Below are 22,873 nucleotides of genomic sequence, written 5' to 3' on the forward strand. Positions count from 1 at the left end.
AGTTTTTAGCCATTAAATTGCTCAAACTTTAATGATAATTCTGCTGCCATTTTATTTTGTCCTTTAAGTCTTAATACTTCGATTATACATTCGATAGTGCATAGACCGCCTTTTGGTTGATTAGCTCTAAGTTTATATAAAGAATCCCTTACGGTTTTAAAAGTGTATTGTGGTGCATTTTTTAAATAAGCGCTTTGATTGAAAATTTTTTTTGATTCCTGCCATGTGCTATCAATAATAATGATGTTTTCATATGCTTCAATTTTTACTGACGATGTTTTGACCCATGGTGCATCCAGCGATAACTCGCTTTTTGAATATAATAATACCGCCTCATTATTTTCTATTAGTTGAACAAGGTCTTTATTTGGTTTCACTCTTTCCCAGAGTATACGTTCAACAATATTATTAGCATTTTCTATAGCAAGAGAGCCAGTGTTAGTTGCTCTGTGCAATTCACGCTCATGTGTCAGTAAAAATATTTTCATTTTTATGTCTTATTCCGCTTTAGATTATTATAAGGCTTGTTCGCCAGATCTGAAGGTGGTTAACTTAAAATCTAGGTTAAGATCTTCAAGTATAATATTTGGAGCCATACTGTTATTAAAAATAATATAGTGGGCTAGAGTAAGCTGTATTTAAGACCCAAATAAACCACTAACTTTTCGATTAACGCTTTTCTATAGTTTGATGGTGAAATAGTGATTTTAAACCTACCCAAAGCATCGGCGCTATAAACCCTGCTTTGTTTTGACACACTAAATTTTAAGTGAAAAAAAACCGCTAACCTTTTGATTAGTCGCTACTGATAGTTTGGCCGGCAGAATGGGATGAGTATGAGTACTGATTTTATGCAATAAAATGACCCTTAACGTAAACCCATGGTTACTATAAATCAAACAGATAAATAGTCCGTTTAATTTTTATCAAGAACATCTTAATTATTGAGAATAACCTGTAAAAAAGATGGTAAAGCTATCTATCACCACTACTTTGTATTACTTTTTTACAGAAAAAATTTTATTAAGGCTCAATTATCTTGGTGATATTCCCCGTTGTGCGCAGCATATTATGCTCTTTTTAAATCCTATTCGCTAGATTAGCCGGCGCAAGCTCATGAAGGTTTAGATGTGATTTAAAATTTTGGACTTATCCGCTATTTTGCTATTATGGCTGCTTTGCATTCCCGATAAGGCAGCAGCACTGCGTGGAAGTTTTTCAACTTAGAGATTATCAACAAGAAGCCGTTTCGGCGGTGCTCAAACACTTTCGAAAAACCAACGAATCTGCGGTGATTGTTTTACCTACAGGCTCAGGTAAAAGTCTGGTCATTGCCGAACTCGCTCGCTTGGCAAAGCGAAAAATACTGGTACTCACCCATGTGAAAGAATTGGTCGAGCAAAACCATCAAAAATATGAAAGCTATGGTGTTACCGCCGGCATTTATTCTGCGGGATTAAAGCTGAAAGAAACTCAGCACCAAGTCACGTTCGCCAGCATACAATCAGCAGCCCGCAATCTAGAGGACTTTAGTGAGCCCTACTCCTTAATTATTATTGACGAATGTCATCGAGTTAACTTAGCTAGTCCTGAGCTTGCTAAGGACAAAGCTAAAAGTAAACCTAAAGGGGAGCCCAAAGAGCAAGCACAAGAAAGAACAAGCAAGCTATCCAATAGTAATCAGTATCAACAAATCATTGAAAAATTGATGCAAGTTAATCCCGAGGTAAAATTATTAGGTTTAACCGCAACCCCTTATCGTTTAGGTATGGGCTGGATTTATAAAAAGCATTATCGTGGTTTCATGCGAAGTGAAGAAAAGCGACCTTTTGAGCACTGCATTTATGAACTACCCATTCGTTACTTAATTAAACGCCAGTATTTAACCGAGCCCAATTTAGTCGATGCCACCATAGAGCACTATGATTTTAGTAGCCTGCGAGCAAACGCCTCTGGCGAATATAGTCCTACGGATATTAACCATCTATTAAACAAAAATCCCCGAGTGACTCAAAGTATTATTGAGCAGGTCATTGAGTTAGGCCATAAACGTCAAGGTATTATGGTGTTTGCCGCTACCGTTGAGCATGCAAAGGAAGTCTTTAGTTATTTACCGACCCAATTGAGTGCGTTAATTACCGGCGCTACCGACAACACTGAACGCGATAAATTAATTAAGGCATTCAAGCGTAAAGAAATTAAATATCTGGTTAATGTTTCGGTATTAACCACTGGCTTTGATGCACCCCATGTCGATATGATTGCAATATTACGTCCAACACAATCAGTGAGTCTCTATCAGCAAATCATCGGTCGTGGTCTGCGTTTGAGTGATAACAAAAAAGATTGTTTAGTGATTGACTATACGGGCAATGATTTTGACCTCTATCATCCCGAAGTCGGTGAGAAAAAGCCGAATAGTAAAAGTCAGCCAGTTCAAGTTTTTTGCCCAAGTTGTGAATTTCCCAATTTATTTTGGGGCATTTGTGATGATGACGGTTATTTAGTGGAACACTACGGCCGACGATGCAAAGGCCTCGTCGATACTCAAAATGAAGAGCAAGCATGCCTAGTAGAAAGCCAGAGTCAATGTGACTATCGTTTTGTATTTAAAGAATGCCCTCACTGCGGTGGTGAAAATGACATAGCTGCTCGTAACTGTTTACAGTGCTTTGAAGTATTAGTTGACCCCGACGATATGTTAAAAAAGGCACTAAAACTTAAAGATTCAAAAATTATTCGCTGCGCAGGTTTTAATTTAACCAGAGTTAATGGCAAGAACAGTGACAAGCTCAGTGATAAGGGGGGCGCTGATAAGTTAAAAATCACTTATCATGATGAGGAAGGCACCCAGCTCAATGAATCTTTTGACTTCGCTAAACCGAATCAAGTTAAAGCGTTCAATGATATCTTTTCTAAACGCCTGAGCGCTAAAATTAGTGTTCAACTGGGCTCGACTGGATCGTTTGAAGTGACTACTCTTGAACAAGCGTTAACCTTAACTAACCTATTGCCGTGCCCTGACTTTGTCATTGCCAGAAAACAAAAATTTTACTGGCGTGTCAAAGACAGACTTTTTGACTATCAAGGTAAATACCGAAAAGCCAATGAGCTCAAATAAACTCAATGACTAAATACAAAATAAAATAATAATTAACCTAATGAACTTAGGCTTACCAATAAATAAAAATGAACGCACAAGTTTAACCAAAGCAATTTTAAAAAATTAAAATCAATAGCTTACCTAAGTGAAGTGGGCAAAATTTAGGCCGTGAAATAGATATTTGAACTCTACAAAGCAAAAAACCGTTAATCTTTCGATTAACGGTTTTTTATATGTGGCGGTCAGATAGGGATTTGAACTCTAGGATCGACCTTAAAAATAAAAACAAACCATTGATTAACAATACTTAATTAGCGAAAAATTCAAATCAGTTTTGTCAATTAGTTATATGTATTGACTATAGCCAAAAAGTTAAGATATGCCAAGTAAAAATATTAATTAAAAAATGTTCAAGTAAATATAAACACAAAATAAAGGGTTTAGCTTAGCTATTAATATTCACAAAAAGACTCCCCAAACTTAAGGCTGATGTTTAATAGGGCCAATTAGTATTAGACGTCAACTAACTTGTCCGGTTGGCATCAATTAACTTGGCCGGTATTAAAGTTTAGTTTTATAGCTTGTTTTTTACGGTAGCTTTCGCCTTTAATTTGATAGATTGATCCTAACTGGAACAGACCCGTTCATAAAGTTTATCTCTACTGGTAGAGCGCAAGAAATTAGTGATTTAAGTAATCTGATCTTTTTGGAATAAAGTTAGTGCCATTTTTAAATGATAAAGCTAACTTATACTGCCAAAATCCTTTTCGACTAAAAAGGTAATGGAAATTACATTTTTTCTCTACCATATTTGAAACTAAAACTTGAAGATCGCTATAATTTTCTGGCAAATTATAAACTCCAAAGCTTTCTAATCGGTCTGTTTGTAGCCAAATATAATTACCTACCTGTACAAGCATCAACATATTATCTAATTGATTTTCATCGAGTTGTTTACAGATTTCTTTATGCTCTTTTGCCAAATTATCAAAAGCTGACTGTTTGGCATAAATCCAAACATTTCTTATATGGCCACTTTTTAAATAGGTCATCAAAAATGCATTACTATTTCTAGCAAGTTCACTTTGGAAGTTTGTAGAGTCTCTCATAAAATTATTAAAAATTGAAATTGCATCTATCTGAGACCTAATCTGAGCTTTTAAAGCACCTTTAAGCCAAGTTGTACTTTTATCACTCTCTGTATAATCGGCTATCAACGCCTTTATATTTGATAGCCGAACAGACTGAATTATGTTTTTTTCAGAGCTATTATTTCCAGCTCTACTAATTGCTGTTTGCGCTAAGCTATCAATATCCTTTATGATTTTAAATTTTGACTCGCTTGATGTCAGCACAAGTATATTTCTGATGTCACGAATAATAATTTCGACTGTTAGGCTATCCACCCTAGCCATAAACATAGCGAAACATGACTGCCAAAAATTTGAAATTTCGAGGATGTTACCAATTACCTTTTTTGATTCAATATCTAAAGTCAATAGGCTGGCAATAAGCTGCTGCTGATACAAAGTGACATTATCAGCATTCAATTTACCACCTTGATGATATAAGCTAACTTGTCGAAATGTAGCAGCTAATTCCTCCTTTGATGGTGCCCAACTGTTCGTAAACAGAATCTCTGGTAATTTTTCAGATAACTCATTTAATGAACGACTGCACTTTACCGGTGTTAATACACTCATTGTTTAAAAGTTCCCTTCTAAAGCCGCTTCCGCTTCCGTGATCGATGGCGGGCTCATAATAAACCTGAAATCAATTCGTCTGTTAGTAGGGTCTGAAGTGGGGGTATCATACTCGTGCTCCGGAACAGGCCGCCCTTCACCATAACCACTTACACTAATTACAGGTTGATTATTACTATTTTTCATTTCAGTCAAAATAGATTCTTTCTTAGCAATTTCACGATAAGTAAACATTGCCCTGTGAGCCGATAATACCCAGTTATCTTGATATTTCTTTGCAAGCCTCCCACCGATAGGCACATTGTCAGTATGTCCCTCAACAAAAATAGAGTCTATTTTTCCTTTTGTATCAGCAACACAGCCACTGTTTTCATCTATAGGTGGATTAACTCCATAACAGGGTAGAATAGCAGCTAGTACTTCAGCTACGACACCAAGACGCTCTACCTGTACTTGATTCAAGTCAGCTTCACCAGTATTAAACCTAATGGCATTTTCATTAAGCCTTAAAACCCCGTGCTCAAGATCAATATCGACTTCTATATCAAGTTCTGACAAAGACTCTTTTATATTATCGAGCATTTTAGAGCGTGCAGCATGATTACCCTTGAGGCTTTCAGTATATTTCTCTAATTCAGCATACTTTTTTGCTTGCTCATCCGATGCAATGAGAAAATCAAGTACGAAGATAGCTAATGTAATAATGAATATAAACATTAGCCCTGACATAACATCTGACACAGCCATCATATAGCTTGTATCTTCATTACTCCGTTTTAAAATCATGCAGCACCACTCATTCGGTTATTAGCTAAAGCAATATCCTTAACTAAAACATTTACCTCTTGAATAGCCTCGACTAAGTGCGATGAGACTTTACTAGCATCTTGATCTAAAGATGACATATGCTCATTTGTTAATTTGGCATAATCAATCAGGCCTGTATGTAATTGTGTTAAAGAGCTATCTAAAGCTTCTTTGATGGTATTCCCTACATTACTTTGCTGCTCAAGCATATGTTGTAACTTTATAATGGTATCTTTTGATGAGCCGCTGGAATCTGACACATCTTTAGCCACCTCCTGTATCCCATTTAAAAGTGCTGAATAGTTTTTAGCTAGCTCTGCTGAATGAGTATTAGCTTCTGACATTTGAGCTATGCTTTCTCTCATGCTCTCTGATGTATTATTAAAGTCAGATAAACTTACTCTTGTCGACTCATGTAACTTACCAATGACCTGAGCATTGCCAACTAACTCTTGGTTTAGCTTTTTAAGTTGAACAGTAAGCTCTGGGAACTCACCTAAAATATTACCAAGGTTATTTTCGGCCTTACCCACTTGTAACATAAGTGAATCGACTTGTTGACCTAAACTACTTGAGACCTGTGCGACAGTCTCCGGCAGAAGTTCAGTCATTAGGCTTTGTAGTTGCTGACTTGACTCCTTAACACTTTGCTCGCTTGCTAACGTGATTTTACCTGGAATATCCTCTAATAGTTGAGCTGAGTCAGCCATAGTTTTACCAAACCATTCTGACGCCTGCTTAATATTTTCCAATGAACTTTCTGACTGGCTTTGAAGTTGCTTTTCTATCGCAGCAGTACGTTCACCTATATTTTCTAATTGCTGATCCATTAAGGTTTGTAACTGCTGAGCTGACTCTTGGATACTTTGCTCACTTGCTGAAGTGATCTTATTTGGAATGGTCTCTAAAAGCTGTGCAGACTCAGACATAGATCTAGTAAATAAATCAGACGCCTCCTTTATGTTTTCGAGGGAGGTTTTAGACTGTGCATAAAGTTTTTCCTCAATATCAGCCGTACAATTACCAATTACACGAGCAACATCATTGCCAGCATCCTCAAATGTTTTGACAACGCGGCTGATACGTTCCTCTTCTCGGACTCCCATCTCGTCGGCACTACTACGAAGCTGCTGTGTGACACTTACAATAGATGTTTGTAGCGTATTGGTTAGCTCTTCCGTAGCATTTCCAACCTTAATCTGATTTTCAGTAAAGCTGACTAAGTTCGAACCCATACTTTGATTCATTTCTGAAATCAAAGTAGCTAACTCTTTAATCTCAGAGCCTGCATTATCTAACAATGTCTCTCTAAACTCTTCTGATACACGCCTAATAGTTTCATCAGTGATTCGCTGTTGATCGACTTGAAAATTTGCAAGCGCTGTAGTTTGGGCTTCAATTGCCGTTAGCTGCATTGCTGCAAGTTTATCTGAGTCGATAAACTCGATGTGAGTTGCTAGATAACTACTGAACTGTTTGACCTCATTTTCTAACTTGAAAAAACGATTTTTTTCAACGATGGAGAAAATCATTGAGCAAATAATTCCTACTATCGATGTAGAAAAGGCAATGCTTGCACCACTTAATAATGGGTAAAGCGATTGCCTTGCGGCTTCACTATCAGCAGAGCTTAGGCCAGAAGAAGCACCCGAAATACCAATTACGAGACCAACAAAAGTAAAGAGCAGACCAAGACCTGTGAGCATGTTTGGAACGGATGTAAATAAGCGAATGTTAATTTGACGCTCAACGACTTCCTCCATATTAAATATCGATTTAACCTGCATAGTGTTTCTTAGAGATGGTGCTTCACCGTCATTAAGTTGGAAATTCTCATTCGGTAGTTGCATACTTCTTTGGTATGCATCCCAAGGTGTTTTCAAGCACTCTGTTGCTGAGATCTTTCTATGCATTTTATCGCGATTTTGGTAGGCGATAGTAAGCGGGTTATTATTCCAACTCTGCTCAATTATCTCACCTTCTTCGTCATAATCGCTTATCGGCTTAAATTGCTCCAACTCTTTGTTAACGTTACCTAATTGAATGACCAAACGTCTTGTTGAATATAAAAGACGGATTCCGAATAAAAATGCTACTAACACAATAGTTCCGCATAAAGCGATAGTGAGTGGATCTAAAAGTAAATTGTTCATATCTTCTCTAAAATAGTTAATAATAAGTTCTAGGGGCTGAAGCACTACCGTAGCGATTCCGCAACTTTTCAATTCTTGTATTTATTCGTTCAATTGGCGGTCTATACCATTTAGCTAATTTCGAATCACGATTCGGTCTAATGCGCCATGTTTTGCTTAAGTACTCTCGCGCAAAATATTGATAATCATTAATATGATCATGAGAACCATCAGGTTGAAGACCAGTCACTTGACTTCCATTACAAATATTTTTTACAAATAGTAATTTATCTCTGGTTTCTGTCTTTTCTAAGACTCCCATATCAAAGTTATTCCTGAAACGCTCAATTACATAACATGTATCAAATTCGAAGATACAAATCTCACTTTGGTTATTCTGGCTAGTATCATCCAAGACAGTTATTCGAGCTGTATCAAAGTTAAAGCTGCCTTTTAGTAAACGGTATGATCTTGCTGTTAAAATAAATCTAACCTTCTTAAAAGAGTTACTATATGAAGACCAAAAATCAATACGACTCTTTAGGTTTCTCGATTCCCACTCCTCAAGACTTGGATCAATAGAAGTATCCCTTAAGTATTCGAACAATTTTTCGACAACACTATAGCTAGTAATGTTGTAAAAGGATTTAAGCTTTTGCTGGGCTTTCATTGTTAATGAATCCCAATATGTTTGTTTAGACTCTGGCAAATAGTTGTCATTTATCCATATATCAAAACTTGAACCAGACTCAACATAAGTCACCTTATCAAGCAGTTTTTCTAACTGATTAATCGTCTGTTTAACCTCTAAAGGCACTTGGCATGAAAGCCACCAACTTAGCTCATCAGTGTTAGGCGATGATGATATTATGTCTACAGCCAGATTACAGATGGAAGTGATATGCTCTCCCCTGACCTCAAATTCATAATGCTTAAACCAATCAATTACTGGTAGGTTTATTCCGAGTATGACTCGCCCACATCGAAGATAATCTTGCTGAAGTAGGGAACGCACAACATCTGTTTTTTTCTTAGTATCATCTTTTTGGTATGTAGTTATTTTTTTGGGAAAAGCAGTAACAAGTGAATCAGCAATTGCGTTAAACCCTCGCGCTAACCCTGCAACTATTTTTATTAAACATTTATTATACCTAAGCTCATCCTTAACCAGGCTTGCCCATACAACAATTACAATTGATTCCCTCTCTACAGCTGATAGAGCCTGATACCGTTCTTCTGAACGTAACAGAATTATCCATTCAACTTCAGAAATTCTCTCACCATTTTTAAGGCGTTTTGCAATAGTTTTAATATCTTTATCATCGAGCTTAACGGAAAATAGTTCTCCTTCCTTAACCCCACCAAGTGGAGGCTGAATGGATGACAATTGTGGCATGACTGGAATGTCAGGTTCCAAAAACCAAGCATGTGCAAGGACTTTATTGCTCATTTGGCTTTCTTTCCATTTTTAGGAGTTCAGTTAAATCATGACTTTTGAATTCAAATCGGAATATGACTTTACGATTTTCTTTAGGCTTGAGTTCTGAACTAGCATCATGACTACCACGGCCAGCAGGTAATATTTTTTCTATAAATCTGCCTTTATAATGAAATGGAGTAGATTCAATGTAGTTCGAAACAGCCTCCGCCCTGCGTATGCTTAATGACATAGCATGTTTGCTCCCCTCAGCTTTATCTGAGTGCCCTTCGATAATCAAATAGTTAACCTCTTCAGCTGTTTCAGCATTTGTGAAAATAGCCTGACTATAAACTGGAATTAACTTCTTTAAAAAGGCCCTACCTACAGAGTTGATCTCAGCGCTATCTCTTTCGAAATGTAGTCCTTCTACTAATGAGAGTGTCCCTTGGAGGTCTATTTGAGATTGAATGCCGACTCTCTCTAAGCCTTTTTGAATCTCTTCAACAATGATAATCCGGTTACTTTTAGATTGCTCTTGAAACTCAAACAACTGGGCTAATGTGACAATCAGCAGCAGAGCAAAAACCATTAACAACCCAGCCATTAGATCACTAATCGATAGCCAGGTGCCAGTTTCATCAATTTGCTGATCTTCTTTATAATGGGAGGTATCCATTAGCTAGCCTTCTTTTTTAATGTCGCTAGTTCATTTTTTTCCTGATTTGCTTCTTCAATCACGGTCACCATTAAGTCAACAGCACTGTCGAGCCTAGTGTAGATACGTGAAGATGTGGCATCGAAGCTGCTGAAGTACTCAGAGACTGATTTATTAGCTCGCTTAAAGTAGTCATCCATTTCAGGGCGCATTTGACCAGAAAGTAATTTAAACTCCTCAGAAGCTTTTGAAAATGAAAGGCCTAAGTCCGCAACTTGACGGCTTACATGCTGGCTTTGTAACTGGAGAGTGTCAACCCAGCTTGCATTTTCTAGCCCAAATGCTTTTGCCATAGTCTGTACTCGTTCAATGACATCTACCATCTGTTTGTGATGTACATTTAGGTCATTAAGCATATCACTCCGCTTACAGTACTCCTCTTCAAATACTGTTTTGAAGTTATCGACCACGTCATTTAATCCATCTCTTTGTGCATTTAGTGAATTATCAAGTAGATTATTTTGCTCAGTAAAGTAGCTTGTTAGCTTCTCTTGATATTCCTCTCTAAATCTCTCAAGTTCAATTTGAACGGTAGAAGACATACTTAACACCTTGGTATTTATATCACCTAAACCAGATTCGAGCTCTTGCTTAGCTGTATTCATAAGTGCTGCGGACTTTTCACCTACATCAGTCATGGTTTGAGATTGCTGTTTAAAGATTGCATCTGACTCTTGGATTATTTTACTAAATGCATCTGTTTGTGATGTTATTGATCTACTACCAAATTCAACAATAGTTTGAATCTCATCAGTGATACTTTTTAGTGCTGCGGTACTATTAACTGCAAAGTCGTTAAGAGAGCCGTCCATTGACTTAGCAAACTCATTAAGCTTCTCTAAAGTATGCAGCTCAAAATTCTCTACTGTCGCGGTGGCTTTCGCCATTTCCTCAACTGTTTTTGTCACACTTTTGTTCAATTCATTACTTATTTCAGCAAAGTCTTTAACTACTTTATTAGTGTTAGCCAGTTCAGTTGTAATAGGTAAAACAACCTCTTCACCCATTTTGTCAATTAACCCTTCAAATTCATCAGCTCGTGCTTTCGCTAGCTCATTAACGGCATTGACTGTCTTATTAGACACTGTAAGCATATCTACTGCATGCCCATCTACTTGCGTTGTAAGTTGATCTATAGGCTGGCTCACTTGAGTGAGTAGTGCTGAGTTAAGTACCTGCTCAGTTATTATATTCTCAGCGATATTGCCTACAGAGCTAGATAATTGAGTAATATCTCTTGCTGAAGATTCGATGACTTTGGTTAAAAGATCTAAACCATTTCCTAATGGCGATGAAACGTTATTTTGAAGTAATTTAGCTAAGATTTCAGCGCTAATTGAGTGCTCTTTAATATCCGCCAATTCTATGTTGATACCTAAAAGGGATTGAGTGACATCCTTAGTCTGGTCAGTAATTGGTTTATATATTTTTTGCTCTATAACACTTTCTAGGTCTGACTTTGAAAGTTTACTGCTAGTTGCAGTTAAAGTCTCAATCATCCCTGTTAAAGCATATGTAGCTTGATTGATCTGTTTGTTTTCTTCATTTATTTCAGCAAGCAATTTAGTAGGTTTTTCAAATGAATCTCTAAATGCTGATGTAACATGAGATAAATTACTGCAAAGTAATTCATCTAATGCTTCAACGCTAATTGAGTGCTCTTTAATATCCGCCAACTTTATGTTGATACCTGAAAGAGCTTGAGTGACATCCTTAGTCTGGTCAGTTATTGGTTTATATACTTTCTGCTCAATTACACTTTCAAGATCTTCTCTTGAAAGCTTGCTGCCAGTTTCACATAAGTTTTCAAGCAATCCTGTTAAAGTATATGTAGCTTGATTGATCTGCTTATTTTCTTCATTTATTTCAGCTAGTAATTCAGTAGGTTTTTTAAACTCTTCACTAAATGCAGATGCGATATTTGATGAAAGAGATTGAGCCAATTGGTTCTCATCTATTCTATTTTCAGTCAGTTTATGTGTAACCGAGTGCTCCAGTTTTTCTATTTTATCGCAAACATCTTTAGCCGCAATTGTTGAGTAATGCTCATACTCATTTGCAGTAATCGCACTAGGCTTGCTAGCTAACTCTTTTAAGGTGGTAGTTAGATCAGACATATTGATAGCTTGTTCATCCAAGGTTCGTTGTCCTATAACTAATTGGTGTAATAGGTCGTTACTTGTCACAACAACACTCTGTCCCTGCAAAAAACTTATTAAGTTATCTTTTGCCTTCTTAGTATTCGATACACTCCAGGAAAATAGGATCATAAAAATAAAGCTAGTCCCCATTCCCGCAATAGATGTGTCAAACGCTGTACCTAAACCACCAATTAAAGTAGATGCCTGCTCAACAAGAGCTGAAGAGTCAGAACCAAAACCCGTCAATCCTTTGAGGCCAATCGCAATTCCCACAAAAGTACCTAGAATACCTATGGTAGTTAAAATGGCGGGAACAGATTTAAATGAAGATGTAGAAAAGTCTTCGATTATTTGCGAAGGGTGTCTTAGTAGCTCAACACGCCCATGTCTAAACGATGTATACGTGAGATTTTTCTTTTTTGTGATGGCACACATATCGAGGGCCAGAGCTTTGCTTTCATCATTTAGACTATTTATAGGTGTATTTTCACTACCTGTAATGTCAAAGAAGTGATTACGCTTACTGTTGATCAAAGCTATATACTTAAAGCGGCTACGTAAAAGAGAAAATGTACATATAACAAATAATAGTCCGGTAGATATAAAAAAAATGTAATTCATAACTTAGTTCTTTTGGTTAATTGCTAGTTTTAATTCTGTTTCGGTTAATAGTCGTCTAGCGACCGCTACAGGTATATGTTCGGCATTCCACTTTATATCACCATCCGAGGAGAAAACCTTTTGGCTGCCCCAACGAACACTAAAAGCGCTGCCATCTGGATAACTATCGAGGTCAAGCTTGAACCAGACCTGTTCTGGATAGCTTCTAAAAAGCTCCACTTGCCACAATGACTTTTGGTCTTTGAGGCGCTCCGCCATAACATTATTAATTTGCGGAGATGGATCTTCTTTAGCGACTTTCCAAGCTCTATTTATTGAGACAATACGGTCAACAATTTCATTAAGCTTTAGACTTGATTCAAATTTGTAATTAATGGTTTGCATTTTTTTCCATTATTATTGGTACGGTGTTTACAGTTAATTTCCAGTTCAAATTTAATTTAACTTCGGCCAAATCTATCTTTATCTTGTATGTGGCGCGACATTTGAATCCAGTACATAAAGTCATATAGTTATACTTTTGATATAACAAAATCAGTAGGCCAATCGGCACTATTTCTAACCAAGCATTTCTCTCTTACCTCAAATATTTTTGCGCATTGCTCTTCTACGGGTAAATTAAAATCCAAAAACTTCAAATAATGACCTCTTTCAGGAGTTTGTAATGACCAATAACCTACACCTTGATCGGATTTAACCTTGAAAAAATCACCATTTTCAAATTCTATAACCATTAACCTTCTGTGAGGTATTTCAAAACGATTACTGTGTAAGTTTAAAGTCAAATCTACAGTTAGTCCTAACTTAAACCATAAGCTGTATAATTTTTCCATATCGTCAATATGCTGCCAATCGTTATTTATATAGCCACTATTACGAGCACTCTCATTAAAAACTGTATCTAATTGAATTGTCGAGTTGGAATGTGTCGGTAATGAATTTAATATTTCACCAATAATTATCAAGTACCAAGGACTTTGCAAATAACGATCTGAATAGTGAACTCTCATAACTTTAGATGTGGTCATTGCATAAGCTAGGGCTTCATTACTATCTTTTGCACTTTCCCAAAAGCGCTTGCCAAAATCAGTGATTCTCCCATTAAGTTCAGTCGATAGCTCAAGCTCAGATACTAGGCTGGCTTCAACTTTCTCCCAATCTCTGGTATCAAAGATTAACAATTTTACCTTCTCAAATTTATCTGACTTTACCACAACAATTTCTGACGTTGATAACAACCAATTATGGTTAACAGCTATTAGCTCTGTAGAACTAGCAGCTATAGATGTTATTTCTTTATCAGAAATGATTTGGGCGACAAACACTCCATCATTTGAGCACTGTTCATCACATTTAACTAAAGCAACTCCCCAGCTTTTATATCTTAAAAGTTCATTTTTTGTTTCATCATCTAACTCGATACTCGGGAGTACAAAGGTTAAGTCAATTTCTTGTACTGAAATATATTGGTGGACCAGAGTTCTTACTCTTCTGGAGTTTAAGTCCCACTCATTGCTATCACTTCCCAGCCAAAGAGTGACACTTTTAGCTCCTTTATTAATTTGTTGAGCAATAACCTCTTTCACTGAGGCATGACAATATTGAGCCCCTTCCATATATTGATACTGTTCAGGTAAAGAAATATCATTTTTAAAGCTAAGACCTAACCACTCTTTAGCCACATTTCTATTTAAAAATTGACTGTCATGTCTTGTACTTGAATCTAAAAGACATGAAGAGCAAACATCATCACATTTTTCAATACAGTTAAGAGTGTCATAAGCACTTTTCAGCAAAGTAGATATATAGTGTGGAGCTGATGTTGAGAAACCTGCCCCTCCTGAAACAATATCATATAGTTGAATGACCATAGCACTGTTCCCAGAGCCTGTTATTTTACTAGGTCTTATGGTGTAGCCCATCTCTCCGGTAGATACACCAAGCTGTTCTGAAAGTGCATTACGAAGAGCAACGGCTAATGTCGTGGCTACAGTTCTTCCCTCTGGTGAGTCTGGAATATAAGTATTTGTTTCTGGATCCCTTAACGTTATTTCAAAGACATCTGTAAAGCTTGAACAACCTAAGTGAATTCCAGATTGAATGAATGAGCTTCCTTCACATTGCTCTTTATATTTTTCACTACCTTTTGTTCCGGGCATACTAACAACAGGACGATGAGGCTCATTTGGAGTCAAGTCCTTTGGAAATTCATCATCAGAAATCATCGAGTCAGCACGACCACAAGTTAGACATACTGCATAGCCATGGCCATGCTCCCCTGAGGAATGATGAAAAATAGTTCCATTATTGCCATAACACATGAAACCGGTTTCTGGGTTTGGTAATGGATGACTATCTCCCGCAACTGAAACCCAAGCAGGCTGAACAGGAATATACTTTTGTGTGGATATGTCGTTTGAAGGCTCATCAAAGAAGTCTGTTACAAAGCCAGTTGGCTCTAAAACTTTTAATTGAAACTGTGGTTTAATCAGCTCATCACAGCTATGGCATTTTAACTCATCAGAGCCTAAAACACCGACACTTAGGCCGCTATCGCCACAGTTATCACAACGCCATGCGGTGTCAAACTTTTGCTCTTCTTTAGCGTTTGCTACACCAATCTTTTGCCAATTAAGGGAAATACCAGAGGATTTAAATACCCTTCCATCGATAACTAATTCTGCCCCAGGAGCGTATTCTCTTATAGCAACAGATAAATTTCTTGTTGGCATTCCCCTTAACTGTGAAATATTATCTTCTCTGCCAAATTTATCATTGGCTTCTTTATCCTTTTCTCTTTTGTAATCTGTAAGGTTAAAATTATTCAAAGATACAACGTCTGTTGGGAAACCATAACCAGGTAAAAAGGTTTTTGCTGCTAATTCTTTTAATAGATATTCTTTTCTATGGCGAGCAAGCTCTTGTCTTATTCTAAATTCAAATGGTGAATCTGTTTCAGCTTTTCCTAACTGAGCTATAAGCCTTTTAAAAGTATATAACCAGTCATTTTCCAATTTTGAAATCGCATTATTTGTATTTTCAATAATTGATTCTACTTGCATTGCATCTAAAGCTGTCCCTCTTACTAAAGACATGACATTTTGCTTTTGCTCAGGGCTTTGTTGCCCTAACCAGCCTTTAAAACGCTCACAGGTAGATTGTGAATCATCTTCAAAAAACCATTGTAAATTTAGTGATGTTTTTTCTTTCTGCGTTGTTCCAATCTCTTCTTTCAAATAAACAGAAAGCAAGAAGGAGTTAACATGTCTTTGCACTAAACGCTCAGAGTTAAGTGAAATTTGTGGTGCAGGTATTTTTGTCACAAAAGGCCAAGCAGGATTATTAAATACTTGAGTGTCGTGAGGGTTGTTTTTACATAGCGTATAAGAAATTGCTCTTGACTCTTTACTACGTCCAGCGCGACCAGATCTTTGTAGATAGTTTGCAGGGTGTGGAGGAACATTATTCATCACAACAGCAGATATACCACCAATATCGACGCCCATTTCCATGGTGGTTGAGCAATTTAATACGTTAACAGTGCCTTTTTTAAACATTGCTTCATAAGCTTGTAGACGCTCTGCTGATTGCTGTGCAGAATGTTCAGCTGTACGATAGTAGAAACCTCCTTCTACAGTCCTATCATTGATATCTGTCCATACATTCATACTTCTTAACTTTTCTACATCATCATTAAGTTTTAATTGCTCACGAACTTTAGTAACTCCCTCTTGATATTCTTCTTGGGAAACATCAAAATTCCACAATGATGGGTAGGCGACTTCCTCACATTGAAAGCTTCCTTTCGTAATATCTCGAGGCAAATAAGGAGTTAGTCCCTTAAAGGTAGTATCTAAAATTTTATTAGTGACAGGACACAAATACCCTTTATCGATAAAGGATAAGGTTAGGTTATTCCTAGTTAAGTAATACTGGTTTCCTTCAGACTTAAGTATTGGGTTTGCTTTGGAAGTAATTGCATTCCAAACACTAAACAGCCAGTCATTTATAATATCGACATCTGTTTGGTCATTAAGTTTTAATCCCCCTCCTAGAGCCAGAAGCTTCCCTAATCTATTAGCCATATTTTTTTTAACTTGAGGCCAACGTTTAACCCTATTATCTCCACTTGAGATGCCTGTAGGATCAGGTTTCATTAACTTTTTAGGTGAAAACCTAAAGCCAATCCACGCTCTCAAATTGTCTTCAAGTTGAATAAATGTGTTTTCTCTAACGTAGAAGTCAAGGCAGACTTTTATAAAATCACGCCAATCATTTAGATTTAACCCTTTAGATTCCCATAATGGTGGCGTGGTGGTTACTTTATCAATCCCTTGATAACTAATTTTCACTATACCCTGAGTTTCTAGGCTATTTTGTCTCTTAGGTCGTCTAGCAAACTCCCTAACTAATAGCATGTCTGCTAATGTATGTGCGCCCGAATTATCATTAAAAAGTTCAGGATTAGCATACTGATTGTATTGCAAAATAGAAGAGTGAACATCAGAATGCTGAGCAAGCTCAGTAACCATTTCAGTCCAAGTTAAAGCGACTGAGTTGAATATACTCCCACCGTCCTTTGCTGCCAATATTTCCTTAATTTTGTCATCAACCTTTGCTGCCTCATTTGGCATGATGGCCCTTAAAGTTTCTGCCGTGTCTCTAAGTTTTTGAAGTTCTGTTTCATCTATTTCCTCAACACTGAGAAAGGCTCCCTTTCTTAGTTGCTCATTCTTTAGTATTTCAAAAACTAACCCTCTTAATTTATTCCTCTCAGCTTCTTGTTGCATACGAACAGCCATACGAGCTGTACCTTGCCGACTATCGGTAAAAGTTATTAATTTTCGTCCTCTGCCAGGTAAACTTTCAGGACCTATATTAGTTTCCTTGTCAAACTCTGCATCAGGGCAGTACTCTAATAGAGTAGGTACGGCATTTGATACATAAAAAGGTGAACCTAAGATAGCTCTTCTAAATGGACTGTTTTTATTAAAACCTTTATAACTACACGCGCCGCACTCTGCTTTATTTGACTCATCGATTAAAAGGTTAACATCCTCATTAAAGCCGCCAATACGCCCACTTTCCTTATTTATACCAACTTCATGATATTTTTCATCATTTTTTCTGCTGCTAGCTATAACGATACAGTGTTTTGAAGTTCTAACATCTAACTCTTCTTCATCATCTGAGTCTTCGGTATTAAACTCTTGGTTTAGTGAAAATTCATCGTTTACTTCTAAATTTCTTTGAGTTAATACACCATTTTTATCAAGCCCTAATAAATGAGGCTCATTACAATCATTACAATGAGAAATCTCTAGGACAGGTGCACCACATTCACACTTATGTTTATGCTTTACGTAAACATTTCCAAATGGCCATTTATCTCTTAACGGTGTTTCTTTCTTTGCAGAACACTCTTTATCAATACAACTCCACAGGCCATTGATCATCGATTGAAAGAAGTGAGATCTAACCTTTAAAAATGCTTCAGAATTCAAATCTGGCTTGGTTCCTGTAAGTAAATCAATCCACCTTAAGAGTTCATCCTGTGATAGCTTAATATCAGTTTTACTAAAAACTTGATTGGAAATTTGTTCAATCGTTAAAGGGGTGTTGCTTTCAGTTAAAATAGTCCTAATTGTTTTAGCTAAGTTAGATTTACACAATGATTCAAACCTAGCTTTAGACACATCTAAATCAAAGTCTTTTGGTTTTTTTACTTCATTTGCAGGGATTTTACATAAGTCTTCTAAAGAAATATTTTCGTTTTCAAGTTCCGAAATCGTTGGCACTTTACGGTTACCGCCAATAACAACCACTTGCTTTAAATCCACCCCAGCAAGATCTGATAAATATTTCTGTAATTGCTCTTCCGCATTTTCATCAGCAATAGTTGCTGAAGTAGCAACAAACCTCACATTTTTAGCTTCAACACCAAAAGCTTGTAACACTCGTCTAAGTTGCATAGAAAGCTCTGCGGCTTGTGAACCAACATAGGTATGAGCTTCATCTAATATTATCCAACGAAGAGATTGTTCTTTCTTAGAGATTTCAACAATTGGCGCATCAATATTACGCACTAACATGTACTCAAGCATCGTGCCATTCGTTACAAGTATTGGTGCAGGCTCTCTCCTCATTAACTGCCTGGTTAGGATTTCATTTAGAGTTTTCTTTTGCTCACTACGCTTTAAGTTTTCTTTATCGACTGTATTTCCGTTATATAGACAAAACCGCATGCCATCGTCAAAACTTTGTGTCCAAGCAGATAAACGCTCACGTTGAGAGTTTATCAAGGCATTTAACGGATATAGAAATATTGCTCTAACACCAACAAGTTTTTCCTGTTTTTGGGCTAGCTCTTGATACAAGTCTTCAAGTACAGGTACCATAAAGCATTCTGTTTTACCCGAGCCAGTACCACTCGTAACAACAACTGATTTTTTACTTTTATCCAGTAATGTTTGCCAGCTTTCTAACTGATGTTTAAAAGGGTTAAAGTGAGCAGCAAAACGATATCTACCGTTTTCTTTACTGTCTAATGCATCAACAACACTTTTAGAAAGTAAACTTCCCTTTAAATCTTCTATTTTAGGCTCTGCTGGCTGCCAACCGAAAGTATGTTCAAATAACGGTGGAGCTAAGAATGATCCCTCTTTGCCGCACTCTGCTTCCATTTGGTTTCCTAGGTGTTCACGTAGCGCTGGATTTGTAATGCCTAAAACACTTAAAGTAGACTCTTTTGATCTTGATAATGTTTGCTGAACTAAGCTTGAAAAAAAACGCATTGGTAAGTCCTTTTAATACTTATTTAATAAAAATAAGTTTAAGAAATATGAATACACTGGATTGAACCAGTTATGGTCAAAGTCTCGAATTAGCTTTATATTAAATAAAGTTTCATGGTCAAATACAAACAACTCAGAAATACGGGTATCCTCAGCAGCTATAGAGGCACAAACTATTGGGAGAATTGCTACTGGAAATTGAAAACTATTAGGGATGTTTATATATTTTTTTACTTCGGGCCTTTTATTTAACCACTTCAAAAGCCTTCCTTCGAATCGCTGTGGCCAACTAGCGTCACTGTTATCTCTGATTAAATCTTGTATCCACCCGCTAATTACATGTTCCATTACTGGAGTAGGCATTAAAGCGGGCATTCTTTCTGTCTTGATGAAATCAATAACTTCTTGTGGGTAGTTTGGCAATGCTTGATGCAACTTATCAAATAGCCCATTGATAATAGTTGAACACATCTCCTCAGGTACATCTGCCGCCAACAAGTAATCCGCAAAGGTTTTTTTAGCCTCAATCCATACGTTAGGAGAGATCATTTCCCAAATAATAGTGAACTCACGATCAATACGTTGAACTAACCTTTCATCCATTTCCATTTTCAATAATAAAAGTGCTAATGCCTTATGATTTTTAACTAAATCACTCCAAGCATTAAATGTTGGTAGAGGTAAATAACTAAATTTCTCCCACAATTTTACAAAGTAATTCCAATTATTATTGTGTGGTTTACTTTCAATTTCTTTAATAAAAGTAGAAATAGTGTCGCGGTTATCAAACGAGAAGTGTTTTATAGCCGCTTTGATATCTTTTATTTCTGATAGTTCTTCTTTTTCATAGCTACTATAAAATCCAGCTCGAAAAGTTGCATTCGAGTCGGGTTGAGGAACTATCAACCATGGTCCTTCTTTGTCCATCAAACTTGGGATCTCAAACATCCCAACATTCATACCTTCAACAAGTTTAGGTTCAAGAAGTAACGGGGATCTTTCTGGTTCACTTATCAACATCGCCATTGGCCTAAAGCTATCATCAAACATATACTTTAATGATGCACCCCCCTTTAAACCAACCGTATGCATTTGATAGTCAACAACAACTGCGTGGGAGTGTCTTCTAATGTTAAAGGTTTTAATATTTCTTTGTTTACCTTTTATCGTCAGGCGAACAGTAGCGTCTAGTGCCCCCAAAGACATTAACTCATTAATTCTATCTTTATAACTGTATAAATTAATTTCGACAGGCTTATCATCAACCCTAACATTCCAATTATAATTCGGCGTTGAGCGCCCTTGAGGCATAAGTGCTAATTCAATGCTAAATGATTCAGACGAAATACTTGAACTATATAAATACAACCGGGAGCCAATTAAATCATCAACAGAAACATCCATTGCTAAGGACTCATTATCCTTATTAAATGCGTAAATTCCTGCCGCAGGAAATAGTAAATCAATTTGAATAGGGTCACTCATTAGATTTGCCAACACTGTCAAAGAAACATTAACAGGCGGTAAGTCTCTCGCTGACAGTAAAAACTCCATTCCATTAGCAAGTTTAGTGGTTAAAACCCTAACCCCATTCCCCTCTAATGAATAAATTGAATTTTCTGATGAAGTGACTATTACCTTTCCTTCACCGACTGTACTGCCAGGCTTAAACGCTATATCAAAATCATTAGGTAAAATACCTACACTACGTTTTAATAGAATATCATTATCTTTGTTTTTAACAGTGAATGTATGCCTTCCGTACTTTTGGCTATTTGTTAAAGACTGAATGTTTTTATTATTTATAAAGCTAGAAAAGTCATATTTTGAAACAGGTAAGTCTGAGTTAATATTAAATTTAGGGACGCCCTTATAAACAAGCGATGGTTTAGTACCCCACATGATTTCATCACCACGTAATGAAATCATGCCACTGGTATCTACGGATTTATTAGTACTAACTCTGTAGATATGTTCACCTGAAATACAACGTAAATCACCATTAGCCTTATACCAATGATACCCTTGGAAGGTATTTTCTAGTTCGCAACTACCTAATATAATCTCAACTTCAAAGTCGCTTGGTAGTAGTAAATAGATTACTTCTTTTTTAGTTGAAAAACTTGCTTGGCCAATTAATTGGAATGTGCCATTTTTTTCACTGAAACCTAAAGGAACTTCACCAAGTTGAATTGCCGAGTTCTCAATATCTTTGCCTTCTAGGTACTTACCAGCATCAGAAGCGACAATGCTAAGGCATTTATCCAAGTTAGTACGCTTGAGTTTTATGCCTTTTTGTTTGGGTCTAACTTTAGTAGCATTATTTTCAAACTGAGCATAACTCCCACCTAAGTAGGCAGCTGACTTATCACCTTCATAAATATCTATATCTATTCGAGCACTATTAACATCCGACTTTTTAAAATCAAACTGAAGTGTGTTTGGCAATGTAACTTCAGACCTAAATATCAAGTTAGGAAGAGATAGATAATGATGACAGGACAGCAAGGCTTTGTGCTTTTTAATACTTCCAGAAGCTTTCGTCGCATTAGATAACCAATTATCAAGTAATTCACTGCCCGTATTATTATCTAGAGGTATAGGGAAGTGAGTTCGCCACTCTGGAGAAACTTTATCTAAATAGCTTGAAGGTTTATCATATTCAATACTATCCAAGTTATGCATCTTAACTAACTGCATAAGTTGGTTAATAATTTCGGCTATAAGCTCTATAGATTCTTCTTGTTGAAATGCAGATGGCAAATAGTCAACGTTTCGGCGGATAACGTCTTGTAGTGATATTCTAAATAACTCGACTTGATAAAAGTCTCTTAGTGTACGCCTCATTAAATAGCCAAAATTATTATCGGGCTTACTTATTAGCTGAAATGGAAGACCTCCCTCTGAAAAGACAGAGCCTAAAAAATTTCTTTTTGCTGTATAACGAAGAATTGGGCGCTTCCAATAACCTTCTAATCCTAGTTTAACAATCGTTTCACGTTCACTTGCAATCTTTTCAAACCCAAGTTCATCCCAAATCCCCTGCCAAGCCCAACCATCTTCAGCCTGGTATAACCTGCGATACCATTCAGAGCAAAAAATAACAAAACAAGCACACCACTCTTTATGTTTAATACTTAAATTAATTTTTGGTTCATATTCAACAACTATATCTTTTAGAACATTATATTCTTCTAATGTCATCTGGTACGAAAACAACGAATTTCCAGATGCAGAATTTAATCCTCTTTCATTTATAAATTGAGTTAACCATTGAGACGGGGTTGTAAAGTTCATAAACACATACTTCCTTTTATGCATTTATTAAATGCAGATAATTTAAATTCGAATAAATCCTCATTCGAATGTAACCTTGAAAAATATTTGGTTATTTGTCCTGTGTCATACTCTACATGAATTAATAATAAATTAGAAAT

The 22,873-nt window shown here is 36.6% G+C and carries 11 protein-coding genes; 1 reads left to right on the forward strand and 10 read right to left on the reverse strand.

Annotated features, from left to right (window positions below):
- Positions 1-5: 5 nt before the first annotated feature.
- On the reverse strand, positions 6-488 hold the full coding sequence (locus tag ESZ39_RS02210; RefSeq protein ID WP_146878164.1) for a tRNA-uridine aminocarboxypropyltransferase: 483 nt from the start codon (positions 486-488) through the stop codon (positions 6-8).
- A gap of 719 nt (positions 489-1,207) precedes the next feature.
- Here ESZ39_RS02210 and ESZ39_RS02215 point away from each other — a divergent pair.
- Positions 1,208-3,121 carry a DEAD/DEAH box helicase gene (locus ESZ39_RS02215; protein WP_146878165.1) on the forward strand — a complete coding sequence of 638 codons (1,914 nt, stop codon included), beginning with the start codon at positions 1,208-1,210 and terminating at the stop codon, positions 3,119-3,121.
- A 662-nt stretch (positions 3,122-3,783) separates the two neighbouring features.
- Here ESZ39_RS02215 and ESZ39_RS02220 read toward each other — a convergent pair.
- The 9 genes from ESZ39_RS02220 to ESZ39_RS02260 all read right to left on the reverse strand — a co-directional run bounded on the left by ESZ39_RS02220 (position 3,784) and on the right by ESZ39_RS02260 (position 22,733).
- Positions 3,784-4,806 carry a hypothetical protein gene (locus ESZ39_RS02220; protein ID WP_146878166.1) on the reverse strand — a complete coding sequence of 341 codons (1,023 nt, stop codon included), beginning with the start codon at positions 4,804-4,806 and terminating at the stop codon, positions 3,784-3,786.
- Positions 4,807-4,809: 3 nt separating this feature from the next.
- On the reverse strand, positions 4,810-5,592 hold the full coding sequence (locus ESZ39_RS02225) for a flagellar motor protein MotB (RefSeq protein ID WP_146878167.1): 783 nt from the start codon (positions 5,590-5,592) through the stop codon (positions 4,810-4,812).
- Positions 5,589-7,766: a hypothetical protein gene (locus tag ESZ39_RS02230; protein ID WP_146878168.1), complete on the reverse strand. Its 2,178-nt coding sequence runs from the start codon at positions 7,764-7,766 to the stop codon at positions 5,589-5,591. The genes ESZ39_RS02225 and ESZ39_RS02230 overlap by 4 nt, the downstream gene beginning before the upstream one ends.
- 16 nt (positions 7,767-7,782) lie before the next feature.
- Positions 7,783-9,195, reverse strand: a complete 1,413-nt coding sequence (locus ESZ39_RS02235; protein ID WP_146878169.1) for an EH signature domain-containing protein — start codon at positions 9,193-9,195, stop codon at positions 7,783-7,785.
- Positions 9,185-9,841, reverse strand: coding sequence for an OmpA family protein (locus ESZ39_RS02240; RefSeq protein ID WP_146878170.1), 657 nt, complete (start codon positions 9,839-9,841; stop codon positions 9,185-9,187). The genes ESZ39_RS02235 and ESZ39_RS02240 overlap by 11 nt, the downstream gene beginning before the upstream one ends.
- On the reverse strand, positions 9,841-12,642 hold the full coding sequence (locus tag ESZ39_RS02245) for a MotA/TolQ/ExbB proton channel family protein (RefSeq protein WP_146878171.1): 2,802 nt from the start codon (positions 12,640-12,642) through the stop codon (positions 9,841-9,843). The genes ESZ39_RS02240 and ESZ39_RS02245 overlap by 1 nt, the downstream gene beginning before the upstream one ends.
- A gap of 3 nt (positions 12,643-12,645) precedes the next feature.
- Positions 12,646-13,026, reverse strand: a complete 381-nt coding sequence (locus ESZ39_RS02250; protein ID WP_146878172.1) for a hypothetical protein — start codon at positions 13,024-13,026, stop codon at positions 12,646-12,648.
- 128 nt (positions 13,027-13,154) lie between these two features.
- Entirely contained in the window at positions 13,155-19,436 is a 6,282-nt protein-coding gene (locus ESZ39_RS02255; RefSeq protein WP_146878173.1) for a DEAD/DEAH box helicase, read from the reverse strand.
- Between the two features lie 12 nt (positions 19,437-19,448).
- Entirely contained in the window at positions 19,449-22,733 is a 3,285-nt protein-coding gene (locus ESZ39_RS02260; protein ID WP_146878174.1) for an STY4851/ECs_5259 family protein, read from the reverse strand.
- Positions 22,734-22,873: the final 140 nt, after the last annotated feature.

This window comes from Colwellia sp. C1TZA3 (assembly GCF_007954265.1).
Lineage (GTDB): Bacteria > Pseudomonadota > Gammaproteobacteria > Enterobacterales > Alteromonadaceae > Cognaticolwellia.

What these genes read in the sequence shown, in the direction of transcription:
- ESZ39_RS02210 (WP_146878164.1), bottom strand. Translation starts at nt 488, where the DNA reads ATGAAAATATTTTTACTGACACATGAGCGTGAATTGCACAGAGCAACT.
- ESZ39_RS02220 (WP_146878166.1), bottom strand. Translation starts at nt 4,806, where the DNA reads ATGAGTGTATTAACACCGGTAAAGTGCAGTCGTTCATTAAATGAGTTA.
- ESZ39_RS02225 (WP_146878167.1), bottom strand. Translation starts at nt 5,592, where the DNA reads ATGATTTTAAAACGGAGTAATGAAGATACAAGCTATATGATGGCTGTG.
- ESZ39_RS02230 (WP_146878168.1), bottom strand. Translation starts at nt 7,766, where the DNA reads ATGAACAATTTACTTTTAGATCCACTCACTATCGCTTTATGCGGAACT.
- ESZ39_RS02235 (WP_146878169.1), bottom strand. Translation starts at nt 9,195, where the DNA reads ATGAGCAATAAAGTCCTTGCACATGCTTGGTTTTTGGAACCTGACATT.
- ESZ39_RS02240 (WP_146878170.1), bottom strand. Translation starts at nt 9,841, where the DNA reads ATGGATACCTCCCATTATAAAGAAGATCAGCAAATTGATGAAACTGGC.
- ESZ39_RS02245 (WP_146878171.1), bottom strand. Translation starts at nt 12,642, where the DNA reads ATGAATTACATTTTTTTTATATCTACCGGACTATTATTTGTTATATGT.
- ESZ39_RS02250 (WP_146878172.1), bottom strand. Translation starts at nt 13,026, where the DNA reads ATGCAAACCATTAATTACAAATTTGAATCAAGTCTAAAGCTTAATGAA.
- ESZ39_RS02255 (WP_146878173.1), bottom strand. Translation starts at nt 19,436, where the DNA reads ATGCGTTTTTTTTCAAGCTTAGTTCAGCAAACATTATCAAGATCAAAA.
- ESZ39_RS02260 (WP_146878174.1), bottom strand. Translation starts at nt 22,733, where the DNA reads ATGAACTTTACAACCCCGTCTCAATGGTTAACTCAATTTATAAATGAA.